Here is a 23,744-nt window from a genome sequence, read left to right on the forward strand (position 1 = left end):
GGCAGCGGCCGCTCACAGCCCGCCCCGGGCCACGAGCTGCGACGCGATCACATTGCGCTGGATCTCGTTCGTCCCTTCGCCGACGATCATCAGCGGGGCGTCGCGGAAATAACGTTCGACGTCGTATTCGGTGGAGTATCCGTAGCCGCCGTGGATGCGGACCGCGTTCAGGGCGACCTCCATCGCCACCTCGGAGGCGTACAGCTTGGCCATACCGGCCTCCATATCGCAGCGCTCGCCGCGGTCGTACATCTCGGCGGCGTGGCGGGTGAGCTGGCGGGCCGCGGTCAGTTTCGTCGCCATATCCGCCAGGTAGTTGCCCACCGACTGGTGCTTCCAGATGGGTTCGCCGAAACTCTCCCGCTGCTGGGCGTAGGCCAGCGAATCCTCCAGTGCGGCCGCGGCGACCCCGAGCGCCCGCGAAGCCACCTGGATACGGCCGGTTTCCAGGCCTTTCATCATCTGCGGGAACCCGTTACCGGGTTCTCCGCCCAGGACCGCCGACCCGGGAGCCCGGTAGCCGTCGAAGGACAGTTCGCAGCTCTCCACACCTTTGTAGCCGAGTTTCGGCAGGTCGCGGGATACGGTGAGGCCCGGGCCGTGTTCGACGAGCACGATCGACATACCCCGGTGCCGCGGAGTCGCCGCCGGGTCCGTTTTGCACAGCAGCGCGATCACGCCCGCCCGGCGCGCGTTGGTGATCCAGGTCTTGGCACCGTTGATCACGAGCTCGTCGCCGTCGCGCCGGGCCGTGGTGGTCATGGCCTGCAGATCGGAACCACCACCCGGCTCGGTCAATGCCATGGTCGCGCGGATCTCCCCCGTGGCCATGGGCGGCAGATAACGCTGCTTCTGTTCCTCGGTGCCGAACAAGCCGATCAGTTTTGCGACGACGGTGTGGCCGCCCATCGCCCCGGACAGGGACATCCAGCCGCGGGCCAGTTCCTCGGTCACCTGGACGTAGCAGGGCATGGAGACCGGTGTGCCGCCGTATTCCTCGGGGATCGCCAGACCGTAGATACCGATCCGCTTCATCTGCTCGATCCAGTTCTCGGGGTACCGGTCGGCGTGCTCGACCTCCTGCACCGACGGTTTCACCTCCCGATCGATGAACTCACGCACCGTCCGCACCAGGAGCGCTTCTTCGTCGTTCAGGTAATAGCTCACGCGCGATGTCCTCACCGTGTCGCGGGGCCCGCCCGAGCCCGTGGATGTCTACGGCCATAGTCGGCCAACGGAAAATAAATGTCAATCATGATAAGCATTTGCAGGGTCTCGGTTAGATTGGTAGCCGCCGCCCCCGGACCGGGCCGGCGCGCCGCAGACCTCGACGACGAATATCCCGCAGTTCGGCACGATCGAAAAGGAACCGCCCATGAGACACCTACGCCGGCGAGCCGATGTGGTCGCCCCCGGATTCGACGAGCACAAGACGTGCAGGACTCCGGCCGACACCGCGGCCCCGGTGATCTTCGGCCTCGAAGACGCCGCCCGGTGCGGGCATCGCCGGGCGGATACCGGACGAAGCGGCCACAGTGACCGTCCGACGCACCCGGCGATGAGCGGAGCCGGAAATGGCCACTGACCTCGTACGTTTCGTGGGTGGCCCGTATTTCGACGAACTCGCCCACGGCGCGATATTCGACACCGCCCCGGCGATCACACTCACCGACGGGCTCGCCGCCGTTCACCAGAGCATCCTCGGCGATCGGTTGCGGCTCGCACTCGACAACCACCTCGCGACGGTCGTGGCGGGTGGCCCGGTGGCCCACCCCGGCCTGGTCGCCGATCTCGCGATCGGCCAGTCCACCCTCGCCACCCACCACGTGAGGGCGAATCTGTTCTATCGCGGGCTGCGGTTCCACCGGTTCCCCCGGCTCGGCGACACCCTCTACACCACGACCGAGGTCGTGGGTCTGAAAGAGAACTCGCACCGACCCGGGCGCCGGCCCACCGGGCTGGCCGCCCTGCGGATCCGCACGACCGACCAGCACGGTGCCACTGTGCTCGATTTTCATCGCTGTGCGATGCTCCCGCTGCGCGAACTCGACGCGCCCACAGCCGGTTCCGGTTCGCCGCAGCGTACGGTCCACGCCGACGACCTCTCCGCGATCGGCGCCGGGGAGCCGGTCTCGCGGCACGTCCCGGCCGGCCTGGACCTGGCCGCCTACCGCCGGGAGGTGCCCGGCCCGCATTTCGACCCCGCGCTCACCGGCACCACGTTCATCTCCAGCGGTGATGTCGTCACCGGCGCACCCGAACTGGCCCGGCTGACCCTCAATATCGCCGCCACCCACCACGACGCACGTGTCGGCACCGCCGGCCGACTCGTCTACGGCGGCCACACCATCGGTCTGGCCCTGGCCCAGGCAACCCGCGCGCTCCCGAACCTGGTGACCGTGCTGGGCTGGTATTCCTGCGACCACACCGGGCCCGTGCACGAAGGCGACATCCTCACCAGCTGTCTGCATGTCGAGTCCGCGGAACCGCTGGATACGGGCGGCGGACTCGTGGAGCTGCGGTCGTGCGTCTACGCCCACCGCGGTGACGCGGCCCCGGCCTCCGTCCTGGACTGGCGTTTCACCGCCCTCTTCGCCTGATCACCCACTACTTCCAAGAGGTATCACCATGACCACGACCGGACGTCTGGCCGGCAAGATCGCACTCGTCACCGGCGCGGGGTCGGGCCTGGGCCGGGCCTCGGCCCTCCGCTTCGCCGCCGAGGGCGCCGCGGTCGCCGTCGCCGATCTCGACCCGGCCGCGGCCGACTCCGTCACCGCGGAGATCACCGCGGCCGGTGGGCACGCCCTACCGGTGACCGTCGATGTCACCTCCGACGCCGACTCGCGGCGCATGATCGCCGCAACGCTCGGCGAATTCGGTTGTCTCGACATCGTGTTCGCCAATGCCGGGATCAACGGCGCCGGTAATGCCGCCGACACAACCGAGGAGGAGTGGGACCGGGTCGTCGCGATCAACCTCAAAGGCGTATGGCTGACCTCGAAATACGCGCTCCCCCATCTGATCGAGCGGCGCACCGGGTCGATCATCAACCAGGCCAGTATGGGTGGCCTGATCGGACTGCCCGGGATCTTCCCCTATGCCGCCGCCAAGGGCGGCGTGATCGCGATGACCAAACAGATGGCTGTCACATACGGGCCGGACAATGTGCGCGTGAACGCGATCTGCCCGGGCACCATTCCGACTCCCCTCGTGTACCGGTCCCGGGTCGAACGCGGCGCGGCCGAGCCGGACGCCGATCAGGCCGCGCTCGACGCCGACGCCGCCGCCCGCTTCCCACTGCGCCGCCTGGGCACACCGGACGATCTGGCCTCGATCGCGGTGTTCCTGGGCAGCGACGAGGCCAACTGGGTGACCGGCGGTATCTACACCGTCGACGGCGGCCGCAGCGCTTTCTGACTCCGGCTACAGCGGTAGGCCCCTGGGAAACAGAACGCGTTTCCCAGGGGCCTTTTCATGGGGCGTGATCGCCGCGCCGCAGTGGCCGGGCCGGTACCGACCGCAGATCCGCCAGTCTCGGTTCCCCGCGCGGCCGGTCACCACCGGCCGACGGCTCGCGACCGCATCGATCCCGGCCGTGAGCCGGGATCGATGCTCGTCACGCGGGACGGCGGTCGAGCAGGATCTCCTGGAAGACCCGCTGCACATACGGGCCGATATCGATCTTCCCCGGCTTGTACCACTCGGCGAAGCCGTTGTAGTCGGTGTCGTTGGTGTAGCCGAGTTCGGCCACGATATCGCTCCACCTACCGGACTTCTCCCGCACCGAATCCACGAAGGCCCGGCCGTCGAGCAGCGCCGGATCGTCGGCCCGCTTCTCGACGATCGAATCGTTGACCCGTCGTATCGCCGCCCGGGCGTCGTCGGAGAACGGCACCACCGAGCCCCCGTATCCCTTGATCTTCTTCACCGCGCCGGCGGTGACCGGCCAGATCTTGTCCTCGATCGCCGCGGTGAGGAAGACGTCGAGACGGTCCCACAGCAACTGCCGCGCGGCCCGCGGCAGATTCGCCCAGAGATCGGCGTTGAACACCATGTTCCCGGTCGGCACGGCCAGCCCGGCGCCGGGGTCGATAATCGCATTCGGCGCGACCTCGACGATCCCGCCGATGGTCGCGGCCGACGGGCTCACCATCGAACAGTCGATGACGCCGCGTTGCAGCGCTTCGTAGGCTTCGGTGTAGGCCACCGAGGTGGATGTGCCGCCGAGCGCCGAGACCTGTTCGCCGGCGACCGTACTGCCGACCGACACGCTCTTCCCGGCGAAGTCGGCCAGGCCGGTGCCCGGTTGAGTGCAGAACAGGGCGTTCATGCCCGCGTTGTAGGCCGGCAGCATCAATTCGAGGCCCTTGTCCGCGAACTCCGACACGATCTCGGGCGTCGCGAACGCGACCTCCGCGGGCCAGGCGTTGGACTGCAGCACACCGGTCACCACACTCTGGTCCGAGAGGACTCCCGCGTCGAGCAGCGCGGCCGAGGCCGGGAATTCCTTGGGCTCGTATACGGTCAGTACCTGGCCCATATCGAGGCGGCCGTCGCTGACCGCGTCGTCGATCTCGGTGGATTTAGCGATCGCGTCCGAGTACGCGAGGTCGAAGGTGATCTTCCCGCCCGACCAGTCCTCCACCGCCGCGACATACTTCTCGACGAACGAACCGGCGACCGACCCCTTGGCGCCCGGTGACTGGGTGTGCAGCAGAATCGGGTCCATATCGGCCAGAGCTGCCTGATACTCGGCTTTGGTGGCACCGTAGGCGACGCTCGTACCACCACCGCCCGCGCCCCCGACGCCCGTTTCGGCGCACCCGGCGAGCATCAGCGCACCGGCCGCGGCGAAAGCACCGGCACGGACTACTGCGCCGGTGCGGGTGAAGAATCTGGTCACTGGATCTCCCTTTGACGAGCCCGACGGCCGGAAAATGGTGTGCGCGAACATGATTCGGTCACACAGCCGTCGCGAGAAAAGTGAGGCGGCTCACTTTGATGATGGTAATCATGCGTCTGGATTAGTGAGTTGTCAAGATCTATGCGCATCATTATTAGCGGCAGGTAGTATCGGCGCCGTGTCCGATATCCCGGCTGCGCCCGCCGCGACCACCGCGGCGCGGCGGATCCTCGACTGGACCGAGAGTGGAGTTCCCGCACTCACCGGTCTCCCGGGCGGCCCCGCGCTGATCCCACCGGGGGCCGCGGCCACGGTCGCCCGCGAGCACACCGCCCGGATCGCGGCGCTCACCGGCGGACGGGTCCGGCTCGACGGCGCCCGCCTGCTCACCGAGCGGGCCGCGTTCACCGGGTTCACCCGCGGCGGCACACGCTCGGCCGGACGGGCCTGCCGCCTGCTGCCCACCGCCGACGGCTGGGCCGCGGTCAGTTGCGCACGGCCCGATGATCCCGTACTGCTCGCCGCGCTCATCTGCCGGGATCCGGTCGACGATCCGTGGCCCGGAGTGGCGCAGTGGCTGGGCACCCACACCGGCGCCGAACTGGCCGAGCGCGCGGAGTTACTCGGTGTGGCCGCGGGACCCCTCGCCCCGGTATCGGCGAAACCACCGCAGCCGCTGCGGTTCCGGCCGGTGGACGGTCTCCGCGTGGTCGACTTCAGCGCACTGTGGGCGGGCCCGCTGTGCGCCCACCTCCTCGGGCTCGCGGGTGCGCGCGTGATCAAGGTGGAAACCCCCACCCGGCCCGACGGCGCCCGCCGCGGTGAACCGGGCTTCTACCGACTGTTGCACGGCGGTCACGAATCCGTCGTCCTCGATCCCGGTGACCCCGCGCAACGCCGCGCACTGCGCGACCTGGTGGCCTCCGCCGATATCGTGATCGAGGCGTCCCGCCCGCGCGCACTGGCCCGGTTCGGACTCGACGCCCAGGCATTCGCCGATGCCGGCGGCACCTGGGTCTCGATCACGGCGCACGGCCGGGCCGCGAACCGGATCGGCTTCGGCGACGATATCGCCGCGACCGCGGGCCTGGTGGCCCGGACACCGGACGACACACCCCTATTCGTCGGTGACGCCATCGCCGATCCCTTGACCGGCCTGACCGCGGCCGTACTCGCCATGTCGGCCCCCGCCGACGGCACCGGCCGGCTCTGGGATATCTCGATGGCGGCGGTGGTGGCCGCGACACTCGATCCCGGAGCCACCGCGACCGTGCCGATCGATGGGGCACATATCGTCGCGCCGACGCATCGCGAGGCCACCGGTAGCGCGCCGGACAGCGGCCGCGACACCACCGCGGTGCTCGCCGAACTGGGTGTACGGCTCGGATGACGGAGCTGCTGATCCGCGACGCGGAACTGCCCGGCGGGCGGCGCACCGACGTGCTCCTCCGGCGCGGCGTCGTCGCCGCGCTGGGTAAGGATCCGGCCGCGGCCCGGGTTCCGGTACTCGACGCCGAGGGCGGGGCCCTGCTGCCGGGCCTGCATGACCATCACCTGCACCTGCACGCGCTCGCGGCCGACGCGGACTCGGTCCGCTGCGGACCACCGCAAGTGCGTACCCCCGCCGAGCTCGCCCGCGCGCTCGCCGCCGCCCCGGGCGACGACTGGATTCGCGGAGTCGGCTATGTGGAAACCGTCGCGGGCCTGCTCGATTCGGCGGCCCTCGATGCCCTGCACGGTGCCCGGCCGGTGCGCGTCCAGCATCGCAGCGGCGCGCTGTGGATACTCAACTCGGCCGCCGCTGCCCGGGTCGGCCTGGACTCCGCGAGCGAACCGGGCGTCGAGCGCGATGCGGCCGGTCGGCCGACCGGTCGTCTATGGCGCGCGGACACGTGGTTGCGTTCGCGGCTACCGGATACCGGACCGCCCGATCTCACCGCGGTCGGCGCGCGACTGGCCCGCTACGGAATCACCGGGATCACCGACGCCACACCGGATCTGACCGACGAATCCCTCGCCGCTCTGATCACCGCGGCAACCTCGGGATGCGTGCCCCAGCGGCTCACGCTACTGGGCGTACCGCTCGGCCGGACCTGTGCGGCCGGGGTGGCCGCCGGGCCGTACAAGATCGTCCTCGCGGATTCCGGCCTGCCCGATATCGAAACACTCGTCGGCACCGTCCGGCGCGCGCACGAGCTGGACCGGCCCGTCGCCGTGCACTGTGTCAGCCGGGAAGCGCTGTTCCTCCTGCTCGCGGTATTCGACGAGACCGGCACGATTCCGGGCGATCGGATCGAGCACGGCGCCGTCGTACCGGCCGAATCCCTGGGCGTCCTGCGGCGTCTCGGCCTCACCGTGGTGACGCAACCGGGCTTCCTCGCCGATCGCGGCGACGACTATCTGCGCCGGGTGGACCCGGCCGACCTCCCCGATCTCTACCGGTGCCGCAGTATGGCCGAATCCGGCGTGGGCCTGGCCCTGTCCAGTGACGCCCCATACGGTCCGCTCGACCCCTGGCAAGTGGTCGCCGCCGCCGTGGCCCGGCGCACGCCCGACGGTCGCGTCGTCGGCCCGGAGGAAACCCTGCGGCCGGCGGCGGCGCTCGGGCGCTACCTCGCGCCGCTTCGCGACCCGGGCGGCCCGGCGCGCGGCATCGCACCGGGTGCGGCCGCCGATCTCGTCCTGCTGGACCGGCCGATCACGCGCCAGCTCGCGGAACCGGACGCGGCCGCGGTACGGGCCACGATCATCGGCGGACGGATCGTATTCGCCCGATAGGCGGTGGGTGGCCCGCGACCGCTCGGGCCACCCACCGGTCAGATTCCGACGAGCTCCGCGAGCAGCTCGGTGTGGTGCGCGTGATCACCGAACAGCGGTTCGATGGCCCTGGCCCGCCGGAAGTACAGGTGCGGGTCCGCCTCCCAGGTGAACCCGATACCGCCGTGGATCTGAATATTCTGTGCCGCACACAGATTCAGGCATTCCGCCGCCTGCGCCTTGGCCATCACCGCGACGCGGTGGAATTCGTCATTGTCCTCGGCGGCACACAGCGACGCGTACATCACGGTGGCCTGGGCCGCGTCGATGGCGATCGCCATATCGGCGCATTTGTGTTTGACGGCCTGGAAGGAGCCGATGGGACGATTGAACTGGATCCGCTGTTTCGCGTAGTCCACAGCCATCGCGAGCACCGCCTCGGCCGCGCCGAGTGCCTCGTTCGCGAGCAGCGTGCGGACGATATCGACGACCCGGCCGATCGCGTCCCGGTCGGCGCCCAGCAGCTGGGCGGGGGCCTCGGCGAGCTCGACGGTGGCCACCGTGCGGGTCGGGTCCAGCGACGGCCGCGCCGTGGTCCGCACACCCGGGCCCCGCGGGTCCACGACGTAGAGGGCCACGACGTCCCCGGCCGGGGACGCGGCCGGCACCACCAGCAGATCGGCGACATGTCCGAAGGCGACGTAATCGAGGCGACCGGTGAGCGCCGGTGCGGCGGGGTCACCCGCTGCCCGCACCCGCGCGGCACCGGCCTCGGTGTCCTGCGCCCCGCTGAGCGCCAGGGTGCCGATCACCCGGCCGTCGAGTAGACCGGGCAGCAGTTCCTGCTGCTGAGCCGCGCTACCGAGCCGGAGTACCGCCTCGATGGCGCCGGTGGTGGTGACCATCGGCACCGGGGTCAGCGCTCGGCCCAGTTCCTGCGCGACCAGCGCGGTTTCGAGGAAACTGAACCCACCACCGCCGAACCGCTCGGCCACATGCAGGCCCGGTACCCCCATATTCGAGGCCAGCAACCGCCAGGTCGCGGCGTCATGGGCGCCCTGCTCGGCGATCTCACGCACCCGGGCCATCGGGGCGCGTTCGGTGAGGAGCCGGCGCAGCGAGCTCCGGAACTCCTCCTGGTCGGAGTCGTAGGCGAAGTACACGTCTTCTTCCGTTCTCGGCGTTCCGCCGCGAGGGCGGAAAAGGATGGGTCAGGCGCTCTTGCGGCGGCCGATGTCCTGGAAGGGGCCGCCGTCGAGGCGGGGTTCCCTGGGCAGCCCGAGCAACTGCTCGCCGATGATGTTGCGCTGGATCTGTGAACTGCCGCCGTAGATGGTGGCGGCCCGCGCGTACAGTGCGATATCGGTCCAGCACCGGGACGAATTGTCGGCGCCCGGGTTGGGGGTCACCAGCATGCCGTCGTTGCCGCCGCCGGTCGGTGTGAGCACTTCGAGACCGAGGATCTGCATTCCGACCTCGGTGAGGCGCTGGAAGAACTCGCTCCAGATCACCTTCGAGAACGAGCCGTCCACACCGTGGGAGCCGCCGTTGAGCAGTTTGGTCAGTGCGCGATAGCCGCGGAACCGCATGGTCTGCACCCGCGACCAGCACCAGGCGAGTTCGGCGCGGATCCGCGGATCGGCGGTGAGACCGCGTTCGCGGGCCAGTTCGATCAGCCGTTCCACTTCGCGCCCGAAGCGCACGGCGTCGGTGGTGGCCCGCACGCCGCGTTCGAATCCGAGCAGCGTGTTGGCGGTGTTCCAGCCACCGTTCACCCCGCCGAGCACATGAGAGGCATGGGTCCGGGCATCGGTGAAGAACACTTCGCTGAAGGCGACATGGCCGGCGGCGTTGACGATCGGGCGCACCTCGACGCCGGGCTGGTCCATGGGTACCAGCAGAAAGGACAGGCCCTTGTGTTTGGCCACCGTTGAATCGGTGCGCGCGATCACGAAGATCCAGTTGGCCCGGTGACCCTGCGAGGTCCACGTCTTCTGCCCGTTGATCACCCACTCGTCACCCTCGAGCACCGCCCGGGTGCGCATACCCGCCAGATCCGAACCGGCCTCGGGCTCCGAATAGCCCTGGCACCACACATGTTCACCGGAGAGCATCCGAGGCAGGAAGTACTGCTTCTGTTCCGCGGTGCCGAGGACGGTCATGGTGTTGCCGAGCAATTTGATGCCGAGGGTGTCGTTCTCGGTTCCGTCGGGCACGCCGAGCCGCATGAGTTCTTCGTTGAGCACCACCTGCTCGATACTCGACAGACCGGCGCCACCGAACTCCCGGGGCCAGGAGACCGCGAGCAAATCGTTGTCGGCCAGCACCTTTCGCCAGGTCGTCAGGAATTCTTCCTGCTCGGCCGCGGCGAGCGCGCCGATGCCCCGCCAGTTCTCGGGCAGTTTCGATTCGAGCAGTTCGCGCACGCGGGCGCGATAGGTTTCCGCCTCGGCGGGATAGGTGATGTCCATGGTTCAGGATTCCTCTGCTGCCGCGGTGGGCAGTGTGCACACGGTCGCCAGCAGGGCGGCGACCTCGTCGGGGGTGTAGCCGAGGTCGGTCAGGATCTCGGCCGAATGCTGGCCGAGTCGCGGACTACCGCCCTTGAACCGGCCGGGGGTCTCGGACAGATGGATCACCATGCCGACCTCGCGCGACCAGCCGTACTCGGGATGGTGATGCTCCACCACGCGCTGGGAGTCCAGCGCCCACTCCTCCCAGAGCAGCTCCGGCATGATCGGGTAGTCGAGCGGGATCTCGGCGGGCACCTCGTGGCCGTCGAGCAGTTCGAAGGCCTGCGCGCTCTTCAGTTCGGCGAACCGAACAGTGAGCGTCTCCGCGAGCGCGGCCGCGTTCGTGGCACGGGCACGGGTGCTCGTGAACCGCGCGTCGGCGGCCAGGTCCGGCAGGTCGAGCGCCGCGGTGAGCCGACCGAAGGCCGCGTCACCGAATACGGCCACGGCGATCCAGCCGTCGGCGGTGCGATACAGCCGGTAGAGCGGGGACAGACCCATCTGCTCGGCGTCGAGCCGATGCGCGGGGACCGCGGCGCCGTCGAGGGTGGCCGCATGCTCGCTGATGACGAACAGGCTCGAATGCAATTGCGGGCTCTCGACATACTGTCCCGCACCGGTGTTGGCCCGGTGGTGCAGTGCCAGCAGCACCGTGACCGCACCGAGGAATCCGTTGTACAGGTCCTCGTTGCCGATCACCCGGCGAATCGGGGGGTTGCCTTCGCCCGCGCCCTCGAAGTTCAGGCCCACCAGTCCCGAGACCAGCGGCGCGAACGATTTCAGCGCCGATTTCGGTCCGGCCGAGCCGAATCCCGGCAGATAGGCATAGATCAGGTCGGGGTTGAGCGCCGCCAGCTGCTCGTACCCGAGACCGATCTTCTCGGCCTTACCGGGACGGTAGTTCTGCATGACCACATCGGCCTCGGCGACCAGCCGGTGCGCGATCTGTTGTCCTTCGGCGGTGCGCAGATCCAGCGCGATGGTGCGTTTTCCGCGGTTGGCACCTTCGAAGAGGTCGCCCAGCGGGCGCATCTGATCGCCGGCGAGGGGTTCCACCTTGATGACATCGGCACCGAGATCCGACAGCAGCCGGGCACCGAACCCGGTCGCGAAGTAGGAGCTGAAGTCCAGGATCCGCACGCCCTCCAGCGGGGCGCTCACCCGCTCGCCGGTCGGCGCGGGCGCCCACCGCGGCGAACGGGTGACCTCGTCGAGGCGCTCGTTGTGCGCCCCGACGGGAGGCGCCGGAGCGGGAACGGCCGGCGCCGATTTCTCGAAACGGATCACCGGGCCGATCTGGCGGAGCGTGCCGTGCCGCGCGTCCGGCACCTCGATCGCGACTCCGGCGAACCGCACCTGGTCATCGGCGAAGGTCTCCTCGGGGTGCAGGACCGGCAGTGCGGCGATATCGGCGGCGTGGAACAGCTCGAGCCATTCGTCGCGCGGGCGGGTCCGGAACGCCTCCGGCACCTTGTTGCGGGCGATATCGAGTTCCACTTCGTTCAGCGGCACCGCCATCTCCGGTCCGGCGATCGTTTGTGTCTGCTCGCCGAAACCGAGCAGATCCATCATGCGCTTGTAGGAACCCGGGCCGCCGGTGTGCGGGATCAACCATTTCCCGTCGGCGCACCGGAACGGATCGGTGATCAACCGCTTGCTGCCGAATCCCTTCTGGTTGCCGCTGCGGGCGAGGTAGGAGATGTCCTGCTCGTTCCACCACCAGTTCATCGAGGAGATCGCCAGCATCCCGTCGAGCAGCGAGGTGTCGACCTTCTGCCCGGTGCCGTTGATCTTCCGGGCGCGTAGCGCCGCGAGAATGCCGAGGGTGGTGATGAACGCGGTGCCGTAGGAGACCGTCGGATGCCCCAGGAAAACGGGGCCGTCGCGGTGTCCCTGTTGTTCGGCCGTCTGGCCGAGGCGGGCATTGAGCAGTGCCTCGTAGCCGGGCCGGGAGGCGAGCGGTCCGTCGTTGCCGTACCCGGTGACGGAGCAGTAGACCAGTTCCGGATATTCCCCGTGCCACCGGTCGTAGCCGATGCCGAGGGCCTCGGCCCGGCCCGTACCGAAGGATTCGACGAAGACATCCGCGCCGGACACCAGCCGCTCGGCGATGGCCCGGCCCGCTTCGGTGCGCAGATCGGCTTCGACGCTCCACTTACCGCGATCGGTCGTCGCCCGCAGGACCGAATCCGCGTCGTCCGGGCCGCCGGGTCGCTCGAGTTTGACGACACGGGCGCCGTAGTCGGCGAGCATCATCGTCGCGATGGCCGCCGGCATACCCCAGCTGGCATCGATCACGACGAGTCCGTCGAGGGGACCGGCCATGGGAGGCTCCTTCTTCTACACGATTGCCGCGCCGATCGGCGCCCCTCGGGCGCCCGTCCGGCAGCGAGATTTTCGGGGGCCGGTCCTAATCGGACGACGGCAGCGGTTTGGCGGTGAGCAGCTCCATCGGCGCACCGTGGCAGTTGAAACGACCCTCGCCCTTCTTCACGCAGATGACCTGGGTCTGGCACGTGCCACAGGTGTAGCGCTTACCGGTCTCGTTCATGGGTTTCTCCTCGGTAGGTCGGCGGACTCAGCGGCCCGCGAAAGTGATTTCGAGGGCGACTCCGCAGCAGGTCAGCGCGGAACCGGCCGCGGTCGTGACGATCGCCTCCGAACCACATTCGTTGCAGCGCAACCGGCTTCCGTTGGTGGCCTGGGTGCCGAGGGTTGTCTCGGACATATCCGCTCCTTCATCGAGGACCGCACCGGCGGGCGCGGGACTCACGACTTCCGGCACGGGTACAAAACGTTACTCAGTTCACCATAATGATAGTCATAGATTATGGCAAGGGTGCGCCCCTTCCCACGCCCTCGGGCGCAGGGGGTCACATCAACCGGCCACCGGTCACTTCGAGCACGGTGCCGGTCATATAGCCGGCCAGATCGCTGGCCAGGAACAACACCACCGAGGCGACCTCACCCGGCTCACCCGCGCGACCCAGCGGGATCTCCGCCATCTTCTGTTCCCAGATACGCTCGGGCATGGCCTCGGTCATCGGCGTCCGGATCAGGCCCGGCTGTACCGCGTTCACCCGCACATTCTTGAAGGCGACCTCTTTGGCCGCCGCCTTGGTGAGACCTACGATCCCCGCCTTGGCCGCCGAATAGTTGGTCTGCCCGACGAGCCCGACCTTCCCCGACAACGAGGAGATGTTCACGATCGCCCCTGACCCGTGCGCGCGCATTCGATCCGCGGCCACCCGGGTGCCGTTCCACGCACCCTTCAGGTGCACGGCGATGATGTCGTCGAAGTCCTGCTCACTCATTCTGCGCATCGTCGCGTCCCGCGTCATCCCGGCGTTGTTGACGAACACCCCGAGCGGGCCGAAGGCCGCCTCGGCGGTATCGACCACGGCCTCCACCGCGGCGCCGTCGCGGACATCGCAGCGGACGAACCGGGCGATATCCGCGCCGCCGAGTGCGGTCACCGCCTGCGCGCCGGCCTCCTCGTTGATATCGGCGATCACGACCCTGGCACCCTCACGCACGAAGGTGCGCGCGATCTCCAGCCCGATTCCCTGCGCGGCCCCCGTCACGACGGCGACCTTTTCTTCCAGCAGCCCCACTGCCACTCCCATCCGTATCGTCCCGCGAATCCGGCGCCGCGCTACTGCACGACTCCGGCCGACCGCAGCTCCGCGATCCGCCCCGCGCTGTATCCGATCCCGGCGAGTACCGCGTCGGTCTGCTCACCCAGCGCCGGCACCGCGCCCATCCGCAGCTCCACATCGCGGAAGGTCATGGGCGGCAATACCGCCCGGATCGGCCCGGCCTCGGTCCGCACCTCGCGCCAGCGGTCCCGGGCCGCCAGCTGGGGATGGGCGATCAGGCTCTTCATATCGCCGAGTTGCGCCGCGGGGATCCCGGCTTTCGCGAGCCGGCCGTCGAGATCGGCGGTATCGAAGACCCGGGTGAGCGCGCCGACGAGTTCGTCGACCGCGGCCCGATTCCGTACGCGTTCGATATTCGTCGCGAAGCGCGGATCGTCGGCGAGTTCGGGGCGTTCGAACACCTCGGTCACCAGCGTGCGCCAGCCCCGGTCGTTCTGCACTCCGATGAGGATCTGGCCGTCCCGGGTGGGATAAGCGTCGTAAGGCGCGATCGAGGCGTGCGACAGCCCCATTCGCCGGATCTGCACATCCTGGTACATCTGCATATAGATCGAATGCCCGAGCCATTCGACGGTCGCGTCGAACATCGCGACATCGATGATCGCGCCCACGCCGGTCCGTTCCCGCCGGAACAGCGCCGCCTGGATCGCGGACAGCGCGTACATCCCGGCAGCGATATCGGAGGTGGGGATTCCGGTCTTGGTGGCCGTCTCCGGCGTGCCGGTGATCGAGACCAGCCCGGTCTCGGCCTGGACCAACATATCGTAGGCCTTGCGGTCCACGAACGGCCCCGACGTCCCGTATCCCGACATATTCACCACGATCAGTTCGGGATGGTCCGCGCGCAGCTCCTCCGCACCCAGCCCCAGCCGTTCGGCGGCGCCGGGTGCCGAATTCTGGACGAACACATCCGCCCCGGCGATCAGTGCCCGCACCGCGGCGAGGCCCGCGGCGGACTTGAGGTCGACGCACAGCGATTCCTTGCCGCGGTTGAGCCAGACGAAATGCGAGGCCAGACCGTGGACGGCCGTATCGTAGTTCCGGGCGAAATCGCCCTCCCCGATCCGCTCGACCTTGATCACCCGGGCCCCGAGGTCGGCGAGATGCCGGGTCGCGATAGGGGCGGCCACGGCCTGCTCGAGGCCGACCACGGTGATTCCCGCCAGCGGCAGGTCGGCTTCGTGCCCCGGTTCCGATGCCATCTCAGCGACCTCCGCCCGCCTGCCGCTGCGCGGCCTTGACCAGACCGCCGCCGATGATCAGGCGCTGGATCTCACTCGTTCCCTCGTACAACCGCAGCAGCCGCACATCGCGGTAGATCCGCTCCACGGTGACCTCCCGCATATATCCGGTGCCGCCGTGGATCTGCACCGCCAGATCCGCCGCACGACCGACCATCTCGGTGCAGTACAGCTTGGCCGCGGACGGGCCGATCCGCCGGTCGGCGCCGGAGACATAGGCCGCCGCGACCTCGCGGACCATGGCCCGCCCCGCCATGACCCCGGTGGCGATATCGGCGATCATGGCCTGCACCAGCTGGAAATCGCCGATCGGGGTGCCGCCCTGGGTAGCGGTGGCCGCATACGCGACGGATTCGTCGAGTGCGCGCTGGGCGCTACCCACGGCCAGCGCGGCGATATGGACCCGGCCCCGGGCCAGCGAGGTCATCGCGGCCCGGTAGCCGACATCCTCGCTGCCGCCCACGAGCGCCGAATGCGGAACGCGGACATCGGTGAAACGGATATCGGCCGTCCAAGCGCCCTCCTGGCCCATCTTCCGGTCCTTGGGCGACACCTCGATCCCCGGCGTATCGGCCGGGACGAGGAATACCGCGATACCGGTGCCGTTCTCGTCGGCGGGCCGGGTCCGGGCGAAGACGACGAAGAGATCGGCCAGCGGGGCATTGGTGATGAAACGCTTCTCCCCGCCGAGCACCCAGTCGTCGCCGTCACGGATCGCCTTGGTACGCAACCCGGACGGATTGGATCCGGCGCCGGGTTCGGTCAGCGCGAACGAGGCCACTACCGCACCGGAGGCGATACCCTCGAGCCATTGCGCCTTCTGCTCGTCGGTCCCGAACCCCACCAGAACCTGCCCGGCGATACCGTTGTTGGTGCCGAACATCGACCGCAGGGCCAGCGAGGTGTAGCCGAATTCCATGGCCAGTTCGACGTCCTGGGTCAGGTCCAGCCCCAGGCCGCCCCACTCCTGCGGGATCGCGTAGCCGAACAGGCCCATCGCCGCGGCATTGCGGCGGATATCGTCGGGAATGCTGTCGGTATCCGCGATCTCCTGCTCACGCGGTATCACTTCCTTGCGGATGAACTCGCGCGTCTGCGCCAGGATGTCAGCGAAATCTTCCGGACCGACTGCCGAAATAGTGGCCATGATGGCAGTATCGCGCCCGCCAATGATGCATGTCAATACTATGGTGTGATTTATTATCATTAATTACCAACGCGCCTGATCAGACGCGCCGCACGGAACGAGGAGCTCCCCGATGACCCGACCGAACCCCGCCTCGCGCCCGTTGGACGGACTGCGCGTCGTCGAGATCTCGAGTTTCGTCGCCTCTCCGCTGTGCGGTCTGACCCTGGCACAACTGGGCGCCGAGGTCATCCGGATCGATCCGCTCGGTGGCGCCGCCGATATCGACCGGTGGCCGCTCACCGAGACGGGTGAATCGATCTACTGGACCGGCCTCAACCGCGGGAAACGGTCCGTGGCATTGGATCTGCGCAGCGAGGCGGGTCAGGAGATCGTCCGGCGCCTGGTGACCGCACCCGGTCATGGCGGCGGCATCCTGGTGACCAACGCGGGCGGCCGACGCTGGATGAGCCACGACACACTGGCCGCCGCCCGCGCCGATGTCATCACCTTGGAATTGCTGGGTCGTCACGACGGGCGACCCGCCGTGGACTACACCGTCAACGCCGCCCTGGGATTTCCGCAGATCACCGGCCCACTCGACCACGCCGGCGTGGTCAATCACGTACTCCCCGCATGGGATGTCGCCGCCGGGCTGCACGCCGCGCTCGCGGTCATCGCGGCAGTCCACCGCCGTGCGGCCACGGGAGCGGGCGCTCGGATCGTCCTCCCGCTCGAAGATGTCGCGCTCGCGACCGCCGGGGCGCTGGGCTATCTCACCGAGGTGCAGGTGAACGGGAGCGGCCGGACCGGCACCGGAAACTCCGTATACGGCACCTACGGCACCGATTTCACCACCGCCGACGGCGCGCGGTTCATGGTCGTCGCACTGACCACGCGGCATTTCCGTGACCTGACGGCAGTGACCGGGACCGAGCAGCCCGTCACCGCACTGGAATCCGCCCTGGGCGCCGACTTCGGGCGGGAGAGCGACCGCTACGAACACCGCGATGTGCTCACCGCGCTGTTCGCCCGCTGGTTCCGCGCGCACGATGCCGACGAGGTCGCCCGGGCCCTGGCCGCGACCTCGGTACTGCACGAGCGATACCGCACCTTCGAGCAGACGGTCCGCTCCGGCGATCTGGAAGCCAATCCGCTCTTCTCCCCGCTGACCCAGCCGCGGATCGGCGAATATCTCGCCGCGGCCGAACCGGCCTCGTTCGACGGGTCACATCTGCGCACCGGGCCGGCCGCCACGCTCGGCGCGGACGGCCGGGCGGTGCTGCGCGAGGTGCTCTCGATGGACGACGACGAGATCACCGCACTCGCGGAGGCGGGGGTTCTGGGCGGCTAGCGAACCGCGAACGGCCGGAGAGGATATCCTCGCCGGCCGTTCCGTTCGGTGCGCCCCGCTCAGCCGGCGCCGGCCCGGTCCGGCAGGAAGGTCGCGATCTCCGGGAAGAAGATGAGGATCAGCACCACCACGATCGCCATCGGCAGGAACCACAGGGACGCGACGAAAACATCCTTGAGCGGAATATTGCGGCCCAGGTTGACCTCCGGATCCTTGGCGATGGAGTGGATGACCATCGCCAGGACGCCGACCGGCGGCGAGAGGATGGCCAGCTCCCCCATGAACACCGTGAAGGCGCCGAACCACAGCAGCGAGATATCGAGCGCCTCCAGGGTCGGGATGAGGATCGGGATGGTCAGCACCATCATCGGCAGCGGTTCCATGAATGCGCCGAGCAGCAGGTAAACCACCACCATCAGCAGCAGGAACTCCACCCGGCCGAGGTCCATCCCGGCGATCAGGTCGGCGAAGCCGTTGCTGATACCGCTGAGGGTCATCATGCGCGACAGCGCCTCGACACCGACGAGCAGCAGGAATACCGCACCCACGGTGGACACCGTGCCGACGGCACCGTCGGCGAGCGCGCGGAACGCGCCACCGGTGCCGCGCTTCCACAGCAGCACCACACCCACCGAGCACAGCGCCGCCGCGGCACCGGCCTCGGTCGCGGTGAAGATGCCCGACAGCATGCCGCCCACGATCACCAGCATCAGTACGGGCACGGGCCAGGCCTGCGCGAGACTGGTGAGTTTCTCCTTCCAGGAGACCTGATCGGCACCCCGGCCACGGTTCGGGCCGGCCAGATCTTTGCCGAAGACGGCGAAGCCGACGATCGCGAGGCTGAAGAGTATCGCCACCAGGATGCCCGGGCCGATCCCGGCCAGCAGCTGTTTGCCCACCGGCACCTCGGCGATTCCGGCGTAGAGCACGAGCAGGATGCTGGGCGGGATCAGTTGCCCCGGTAGCCCGGCCACGATGACCGCGCCCACCGCCAACCGGCGGTCGTAGCCGGCCTTCAGCATTTCCGGGATACCGATACGACCGAGTGCGTAGGCGGTACCGGTCGTCGACCCGCTGACGGTGGCCAGTCCCGCTCCGGCGACATTGGTGCCCACGGCGAGCCCGCCGGGTAGCCAGCCGAGCCAGTGCCGGGCCACCGTATAGAGATTCGCGGTGAGACCGGACCGCCACATCAGCAGTCCCATGAGCACGAACATCGGCACGACGCTCAGCGTCCAGCTCGCGACCTGGTCGTAGGGCAGCGAGGACAATGCGCTGACCACCGTCTTCTCGCCACGCAGCGCGTAGAGGCCCGCGAAGGACGGAATGATCATCGTCATCGCGACCGGTACGCGCAGAAGCAGCAGTGCCAGCATCATCACCAGCGCGGCGCAGCCGATCGCCTGCGGTTTCAGCGGCATGAAGACGGCCGCGGCCGAGCCGGCGAGCACGACGACGAGTACGCCGAACACGGTCCACGATCGGAGGGTGTGCCGACGACCCGGACCTACAGGTGGCGGTTCGATCGGACGGCCGCCCGCAGCGGCGGGGGCGGTGGTGGTGGTCATTTCTTCTCCGAATCCACTGTCGTGCCGGTCGGTGCCGCCGCGGCGGCTACGGCCTCGATCTCGTCGTCGATACCGTCCGCGGTGTCCGCGTCCTCGGCACCGCGCAGCGCCCGCACCGCGGCGACGCCGAGCTGGACCGCGAGTACCGCGAAGGCGAGCGGGACCAGGAACAGCACCGGCCACGACACCACCGTCGACACCCCGGCCGTCTGACCGATATCCCGGGCGTGCAGTGCCTCTTCGAGGCCGTACCAGGCGAACCCGGCCATCACGATCAGCGCGGCCAGGTAGCCCGCGCCCAGCACCGCCCGGCGGACCGGTCGCGGGAAGTAGTGGGTGACCAGGTCGGCGACGATGTGCTCACCGCGGGCCTGCGCCGCCATGAACCCGAGCAGCGCGATGATCGGCAGGTAGATGTACTGCGTGATCTCGAGCGTGTTCTGGATCGGTGCGGCGGCGAACGCCCGGAGCAGGGCATTGGCGGTCACGTGGAGCATCATGACAAAGAGCACGATGACTGCCGGGACCTCGATCAGGAGCCGCAGCCGGGGTGGCCGTGCGCTCGCGGCGCGCGTCGATGCGCTCATATGAACTCCGCAGGATTGAGGGGATGGAATGCGGTGGCGCCCGGCAGAAACCGCACGGACCGAACCACGACCGTTTGTGTCGTGATCCACGTCACCGAAGACGTGAATATCATTCGCCTGATTTCGGTCGAAAGTCAAGCTTTCATGCGAATCATTTGCCTCTGATGGACCGCTTCGACGGCTCAGCTGGAGCGGACGCGCAGGTGAGCGGCTTGACGGGAGCACGACTCGCATCCCACAATCGAAATAGATGATCACCATTATCTGGATTTCGGGACCCTGTACTGCCGAGGAGTTCGTATGACCGCACCGAGTCCGGCGGCCAAACCCCTACCGCTCGCCGACGACATCACGGCCCCCTACTGGGCGGCGGCCCGGGAGCGCCGGCTCTGCCTGCAGTTCTGCCGCGGATGCGACCATTTCGTGCATCTACCGGCAGCATTCTGTCCGCGGTGCACATCGGCCGAGCTGATTTGGCGCGATGTGTCCGGTCGCGCGACGCTGTACTCCTACACGGTGATGCACGACGCGCCCGCTCCCGGTTTCGCCGGATCGCTCCCCTACCTGGTGGGCATCGCGGAACTCGTAGAACAGCCCGGTCTGCTGCTCACGGCCGATCTGCTCGAGGCCAGCCCGGACGAGCTGGCGATAGGGATGCCGCTGGAAGTGATATTCGAGGAGCTGGCGCCGGATTCGATCGTGCCCCGGCTACGCCCGAGGAGTGCGTGATATGTGGGAATTCCGCGACCAGGTCGCGATCGCCGGAATCGGCTACACCGAACTCATCCGGCGCAATCCGCGCTCACTGGCCGAACTCACCGTCGAGGCCACCGACCGCGCCCTCGCCGACGCCGGTCTGACCCGTGCCGAGATCGACGGTCTCGCCACCACCCCGGCCATGCCGGTATACGGCGGGGAGAAGGGCAACCAGGACGGCGTCGACGTCATGACGCCGGGCCATCTGGCCGGAGCCCTGGGCATCCGCGATCGGGCCACCTGGCTCGGCAATACCGCGCCGATGGTCACCCACGCGGCCATCGACGCCGTGAACGCACTCGTCGCCGGGGCCTGCACGCACGTCGTGCTCTATCGCGCGTTGCATATGCCCGTGGGACGGTATTCCAACTACACGGCCACATACGCCGGCGGGAAGGATCAGTTCTTCGCCCCGTACGGATTCTCCATGCCGGCCGGTTGGGCCGCGACCGTGGCGCGACGCTATCTCGACCTCGCCGGTGCGTCCCGGGACGCACTGGCCGACTTCGTCGTCGACAACAGGGACAACGCCCAGCACAACCCGCACGCGTACTTCCGGGGAAAAACGCTGAGCAGGGACGAGTACCTGGGCGCTCGGATGATCGCGGACCCGATCACCCTGTTCGACTGCGATCTGCCCGTCGACGGCGCCGTCGCGATCGTCCTCACCCGCACCGAACGCGCTCGCGGGTTGCGCAACCCGCCGGCGCTGATCACCGGCTATGCGACGAGCAACCATGTGGGACCCACGGGCGCGCCGATGACACTGGAGAGCATCCTGGACGGCGCCGCGCGGACCGGCGAGCGGCTGTGGGATACCGCGGGTATCGGCCGCGACGAGATCGACAACGCGCAGCTCTACGACGGTTTCTCGATTTTCGCCTTCACCTGGCTGGAAGGCCTGGGTTTCGTCGGGCGCGGCGAGGCGCCGGAGTTCATCGGTACCGGCCGGGCCCGGCGCACCGGTTCGCTGCCCCTCAACACCGGCGGTGGCTGCCTGGCCGAGGGCCGCCTGCACGGGATGACCCAGCTGACCGAGGCCGCCTACCAGGTGACCGATCGAGCGGGAGAACGCCAGGTCCCCGGCGCCTCCCGCTCCGTCGTCACCGTCTCCAACGGACTGGCCGGATCGGTCGCGTTCGTCATCAGCCGGGACGGCTGAATCAGGCGCGGCCGAGCCCGAGTTCGCTCAGCTCGGCCGCGAACTTCTCCCGCGCCTGCTCCTGGAGAGCGGGCAGGTGGTAGCTCGGGAACAGGCCCTCGTGCGGCGCCGCGTCCCGGAGCAGCTGCCGCGCCAGGCCGATCTTGTGGACTTCGGTGGCGCCGTCGGCCAGACCCATGTGATAGGCCTCGAAAAGCCATTTGCCCAGCGGGAGTTCCTTCGATACGCCCAGCGAACCGTGCAGTTGCACGGCCCGCGAGGTCACATCCAGCAGTACCTTGGGCATGGCGGCCTTCACCGCCGCGATATCGGTGATGACCTTGCGGTAGTCGTTCTCCCGATCGATCCGCCACGCGGTCCGCAGCACCAGCAGCCGGAACTGCTCGAGCTGCAACCACGAATCGGCGATCATCTCCTGAACGAGTTGCTTGTCGCCGAGCCGGCTGCCGCGGGTGGTCCGTGAGACCGCTCGCTCGAGCATCATGTCCAATGAGCGCCGCACCAGGCCGACCGTACGCATGGCGTGGTGGATACGGCCACCACCGAGCCGGGTCTGGGCCACCTCGAAACCCTGTCCGACACCACCCAGGATGTGGTCCCGGGGAATCCGCACATCGGTCCATCGGGTGTAGGCGTGGGTGCCGACCTCGTAGTCGTGTCCCCAGACACCGGTATTGCGGACGATCTCCACACCTGGCGTCTCGGCCGGGACGATGAACTGCGACAACCGCCGATGAGGTGCCGCGTCCGGGTCTGTGACGGCCATGATGATGTAGAACGAAGCGAATCGCGCATTCGAGCCGAACCACTTCTCGCCGTTGATCACCCACTCGTCGCCGTCGAGCACGGCGGTCGTCTCGAACTCGACCGGATTGGAGCCGCCCTGCGGTTCGGTCATCGCATAGCAGGACACGATCTCGTTCTCGATGAGCGGGCGCAGATACCGCTGTTTGAGTTCCGGCGTGCCGTAGTGCGCGAGAATCTCGGTATTACCGGAATCGGGTGCCTGGCAACCGAACACGATGGGCCCGGAATGCGTGCGCCCGACGATCTCGTTGAGCAGCGCCAGCTTCAGCTGGCCGTACCCCTGCCCGCCCAGTTCGGGTCCGAGGTGGGTGGCCCACAGCCCCTTCTCCCGGACCTTGTCCTGCAACGGCGGAATCAATCTCTGCCGCAGCGGATCACGCAGATCCCATGCGTGGGTGATGATCTGGTCGATCGGTTCGACCTCCCGGGTGACGAACTCGTCGGCCCAGTCGAGCACCTGCTGATACTCGGGGTCGGTCTCGAATCCCCAGCTCATATCCTGGTTCCTTTCTGAAATGCGGGCGGGTGACGAACGGATCAGCGCATCGCGGTACGGCCGCCGTCGACCGGGATGATCGCGCCGGAGGTGTAGGTGGCGCCCGGACCGGCGAGGTAGAGGGCGGCGCCGACGATCTCGTCCGGCGCACCGGCACGTCCGAGCGGCAGTTCCTTCAGCTTCTCGCCCACCACGTCCATATCCCAGGCCTTGCTGATATCGGTGAGGAACGGGCCGGCCATGATCGCGTTGACCCGCACCGCAGGACCGTAGGCCTGGGCGAATCCTTTGGTCAGGATGTTCAGGCCCGCCTTGGCCGCCGCGTACGGCAGATCGCCCGGAGTGGGCCGTTCCGACGCGATCGAACTGATGTTGATGATCGATCCGCCGTCGCCGGCGGCCATCCGGGGTGCGATCAGGGTGGTCAGCCGGAAGGCACCTTTGAGGTTGACGTCGAAAACCTTGTCGAACAGTGCCTCGGAGATATCCGCGAGACTCTCGTACAGCGGCGACATTCCGGCATTGTTGACCAGGATGTCGACGTGACCGAACTCCTCGTAGACTCGATCGACCAGTTGCTGCTGTGCGTCCCAATCCCCGACATGGCAGGCCAGCGGCAGCGACCGGCGCCCGGTGGCGGCGGTGACCTCCGCGGCCAGCTGCGCGCAGCTGTCGAGTTTGCGGCTGACGATGACGGTGTCGGCGCCCGCCGCGGCGAACGCGAGCACCATTTCCCGGCCGAGGCCGCGACTGCCGCCGGTGACGAGGGCTACCTTGCCCGCCAAGGGGAGTGCCGGATCCGTCATGAGTGA

At 68.4% G+C, this 23,744-nt stretch carries 21 protein-coding genes; 7 read left to right on the forward strand and 14 right to left on the reverse strand.

The window, feature by feature from the left end; genetic code table 11:
* Positions 1–12 precede the first annotated feature (12 nt).
* Positions 13–1,167 (reverse strand): acyl-CoA dehydrogenase family protein, encoded by a 1,155-nt coding sequence (locus IG75_RS0105920; RefSeq protein WP_030520139.1) that lies wholly within the window; start codon positions 1,165–1,167, stop codon positions 13–15.
* Positions 1,168–1,574: 407 nt separating this feature from the next.
* Here IG75_RS0105920 and IG75_RS0105930 point away from each other — a divergent pair, with 407 nt between their 5' ends.
* The gene (locus IG75_RS0105930; protein ID WP_030520140.1) at positions 1,575–2,600 is read left to right on the forward strand and encodes a MaoC family dehydratase; all 1,026 of its coding nucleotides are present in this window, start codon (positions 1,575–1,577) and stop codon (positions 2,598–2,600) included.
* Positions 2,601–2,628: 28 nt separating this feature from the next.
* On the forward strand, positions 2,629–3,420 hold the full coding sequence (locus IG75_RS0105935) for an SDR family NAD(P)-dependent oxidoreductase (protein WP_030520141.1): 792 nt from the start codon (positions 2,629–2,631) through the stop codon (positions 3,418–3,420).
* A gap of 199 nt (positions 3,421–3,619) precedes the next feature.
* On the opposite strand, the gene dctP is transcribed toward IG75_RS0105935, so the two are convergent.
* The gene (gene dctP, locus IG75_RS0105940) at positions 3,620–4,906 is read right to left on the reverse strand and encodes a TRAP transporter substrate-binding protein DctP (protein WP_030520142.1); all 1,287 of its coding nucleotides are present in this window, start codon (positions 4,904–4,906) and stop codon (positions 3,620–3,622) included.
* A 178-nt stretch (positions 4,907–5,084) separates the two neighbouring features.
* On the opposite strand from dctP, the gene IG75_RS0105945 reads away from it, so the two are divergent.
* Positions 5,085–6,296 (forward strand): CoA transferase, encoded by a 1,212-nt coding sequence (locus IG75_RS0105945; protein ID WP_245713066.1) that lies wholly within the window; start codon positions 5,085–5,087, stop codon positions 6,294–6,296.
* Complete coding sequence (locus IG75_RS0105950) at positions 6,293–7,684, forward strand: amidohydrolase family protein (protein WP_030520144.1); 1,392 nt, start codon at positions 6,293–6,295, stop codon at positions 7,682–7,684. Before IG75_RS0105945 ends, IG75_RS0105950 begins: the two co-directional genes overlap by 4 nt.
* A 38-nt stretch (positions 7,685–7,722) precedes the next feature.
* Here the strand turns inward: IG75_RS0105950 and IG75_RS0105955 are convergent, their stop codons facing one another.
* The 8 genes from IG75_RS0105955 to IG75_RS0105995 all read right to left on the reverse strand — a co-directional run bounded on the left by IG75_RS0105955 (position 7,723) and on the right by IG75_RS0105995 (position 16,223).
* Complete coding sequence (locus tag IG75_RS0105955) at positions 7,723–8,826, reverse strand: acyl-CoA dehydrogenase family protein (RefSeq protein WP_030520145.1); 1,104 nt, start codon at positions 8,824–8,826, stop codon at positions 7,723–7,725.
* A gap of 48 nt (positions 8,827–8,874) precedes the next feature.
* The gene (locus IG75_RS0105960; protein ID WP_036512208.1) at positions 8,875–10,134 is read right to left on the reverse strand and encodes an acyl-CoA dehydrogenase family protein; all 1,260 of its coding nucleotides are present in this window, start codon (positions 10,132–10,134) and stop codon (positions 8,875–8,877) included.
* Between the two features lie 3 nt (positions 10,135–10,137).
* Positions 10,138–12,501, reverse strand: a complete 2,364-nt coding sequence (locus tag IG75_RS0105965; RefSeq protein WP_051714255.1) for a CaiB/BaiF CoA transferase family protein — start codon at positions 12,499–12,501, stop codon at positions 10,138–10,140.
* Between the two features lie 85 nt (positions 12,502–12,586).
* On the reverse strand, positions 12,587–12,727 hold the full coding sequence (locus tag IG75_RS38950; protein WP_156058655.1) for a hypothetical protein: 141 nt from the start codon (positions 12,725–12,727) through the stop codon (positions 12,587–12,589).
* A gap of 27 nt (positions 12,728–12,754) precedes the next feature.
* Positions 12,755–12,904: a hypothetical protein gene (locus IG75_RS39690; RefSeq protein ID WP_168165610.1), complete on the reverse strand. Its 150-nt coding sequence runs from the start codon at positions 12,902–12,904 to the stop codon at positions 12,755–12,757.
* Positions 12,905–13,049: 145 nt separating this feature from the next.
* Positions 13,050–13,802: a 3-oxoacyl-ACP reductase FabG gene (gene fabG, locus IG75_RS0105980; protein WP_030520149.1), complete on the reverse strand. Its 753-nt coding sequence runs from the start codon at positions 13,800–13,802 to the stop codon at positions 13,050–13,052.
* 29 nt (positions 13,803–13,831) lie between these two features.
* Positions 13,832–15,037, reverse strand: a complete 1,206-nt coding sequence (locus IG75_RS0105990; protein ID WP_030520150.1) for a CaiB/BaiF CoA transferase family protein — start codon at positions 15,035–15,037, stop codon at positions 13,832–13,834.
* Between the two features lies 1 nt (position 15,038).
* The gene (locus IG75_RS0105995; protein WP_030520151.1) at positions 15,039–16,223 is read right to left on the reverse strand and encodes an acyl-CoA dehydrogenase family protein; all 1,185 of its coding nucleotides are present in this window, start codon (positions 16,221–16,223) and stop codon (positions 15,039–15,041) included.
* 112 nt (positions 16,224–16,335) lie between these two features.
* Here IG75_RS0105995 and IG75_RS0106000 point away from each other — a divergent pair, with 112 nt between their 5' ends.
* On the forward strand, positions 16,336–17,556 hold the full coding sequence (locus IG75_RS0106000; RefSeq protein WP_030520152.1) for a CoA transferase: 1,221 nt from the start codon (positions 16,336–16,338) through the stop codon (positions 17,554–17,556).
* Between the two features lie 59 nt (positions 17,557–17,615).
* Here the strand turns inward: IG75_RS0106000 and IG75_RS0106005 are convergent, their stop codons facing one another.
* The gene (locus IG75_RS0106005; RefSeq protein ID WP_030520153.1) at positions 17,616–19,124 is read right to left on the reverse strand and encodes a TRAP transporter large permease; all 1,509 of its coding nucleotides are present in this window, start codon (positions 19,122–19,124) and stop codon (positions 17,616–17,618) included.
* Positions 19,121–19,711 carry a TRAP transporter small permease gene (locus IG75_RS0106010; protein ID WP_081876649.1) on the reverse strand — a complete coding sequence of 197 codons (591 nt, stop codon included), beginning with the start codon at positions 19,709–19,711 and terminating at the stop codon, positions 19,121–19,123. The genes IG75_RS0106005 and IG75_RS0106010 overlap by 4 nt, the downstream gene beginning before the upstream one ends.
* A 300-nt stretch (positions 19,712–20,011) precedes the next feature.
* Here IG75_RS0106010 and IG75_RS0106015 point away from each other — a divergent pair, with 300 nt between their 5' ends.
* Entirely contained in the window at positions 20,012–20,440 is a 429-nt protein-coding gene (locus IG75_RS0106015) for a Zn-ribbon domain-containing OB-fold protein (RefSeq protein WP_030520155.1), read from the forward strand.
* A gap of 1 nt (position 20,441) precedes the next feature.
* Positions 20,442–21,629: a thiolase family protein gene (locus IG75_RS0106020; protein WP_030520156.1), complete on the forward strand. Its 1,188-nt coding sequence runs from the start codon at positions 20,442–20,444 to the stop codon at positions 21,627–21,629.
* 1 nt (position 21,630) lies between these two features.
* Here IG75_RS0106020 and IG75_RS0106025 read toward each other — a convergent pair whose 3' ends face one another.
* Together IG75_RS0106025 and IG75_RS0106030 are read right to left on the reverse strand one after the other, a co-directional pair.
* A complete protein-coding gene (locus tag IG75_RS0106025) occupies positions 21,631–22,932 on the reverse strand; it encodes an acyl-CoA dehydrogenase family protein (protein WP_030520157.1) in 1,302 nt (433 codons plus the stop codon).
* A gap of 41 nt (positions 22,933–22,973) precedes the next feature.
* Complete coding sequence (locus IG75_RS0106030) at positions 22,974–23,738, reverse strand: SDR family NAD(P)-dependent oxidoreductase (RefSeq protein ID WP_030520158.1); 765 nt, start codon at positions 23,736–23,738, stop codon at positions 22,974–22,976.
* Positions 23,739–23,744 lie beyond the last annotated feature (6 nt).

It is taken from the genome of Nocardia rhamnosiphila NBRC 108938 (assembly GCF_000720425.1).
Lineage (GTDB): Bacteria > Actinomycetota > Actinomycetes > Mycobacteriales > Mycobacteriaceae > Nocardia > Nocardia rhamnosiphila.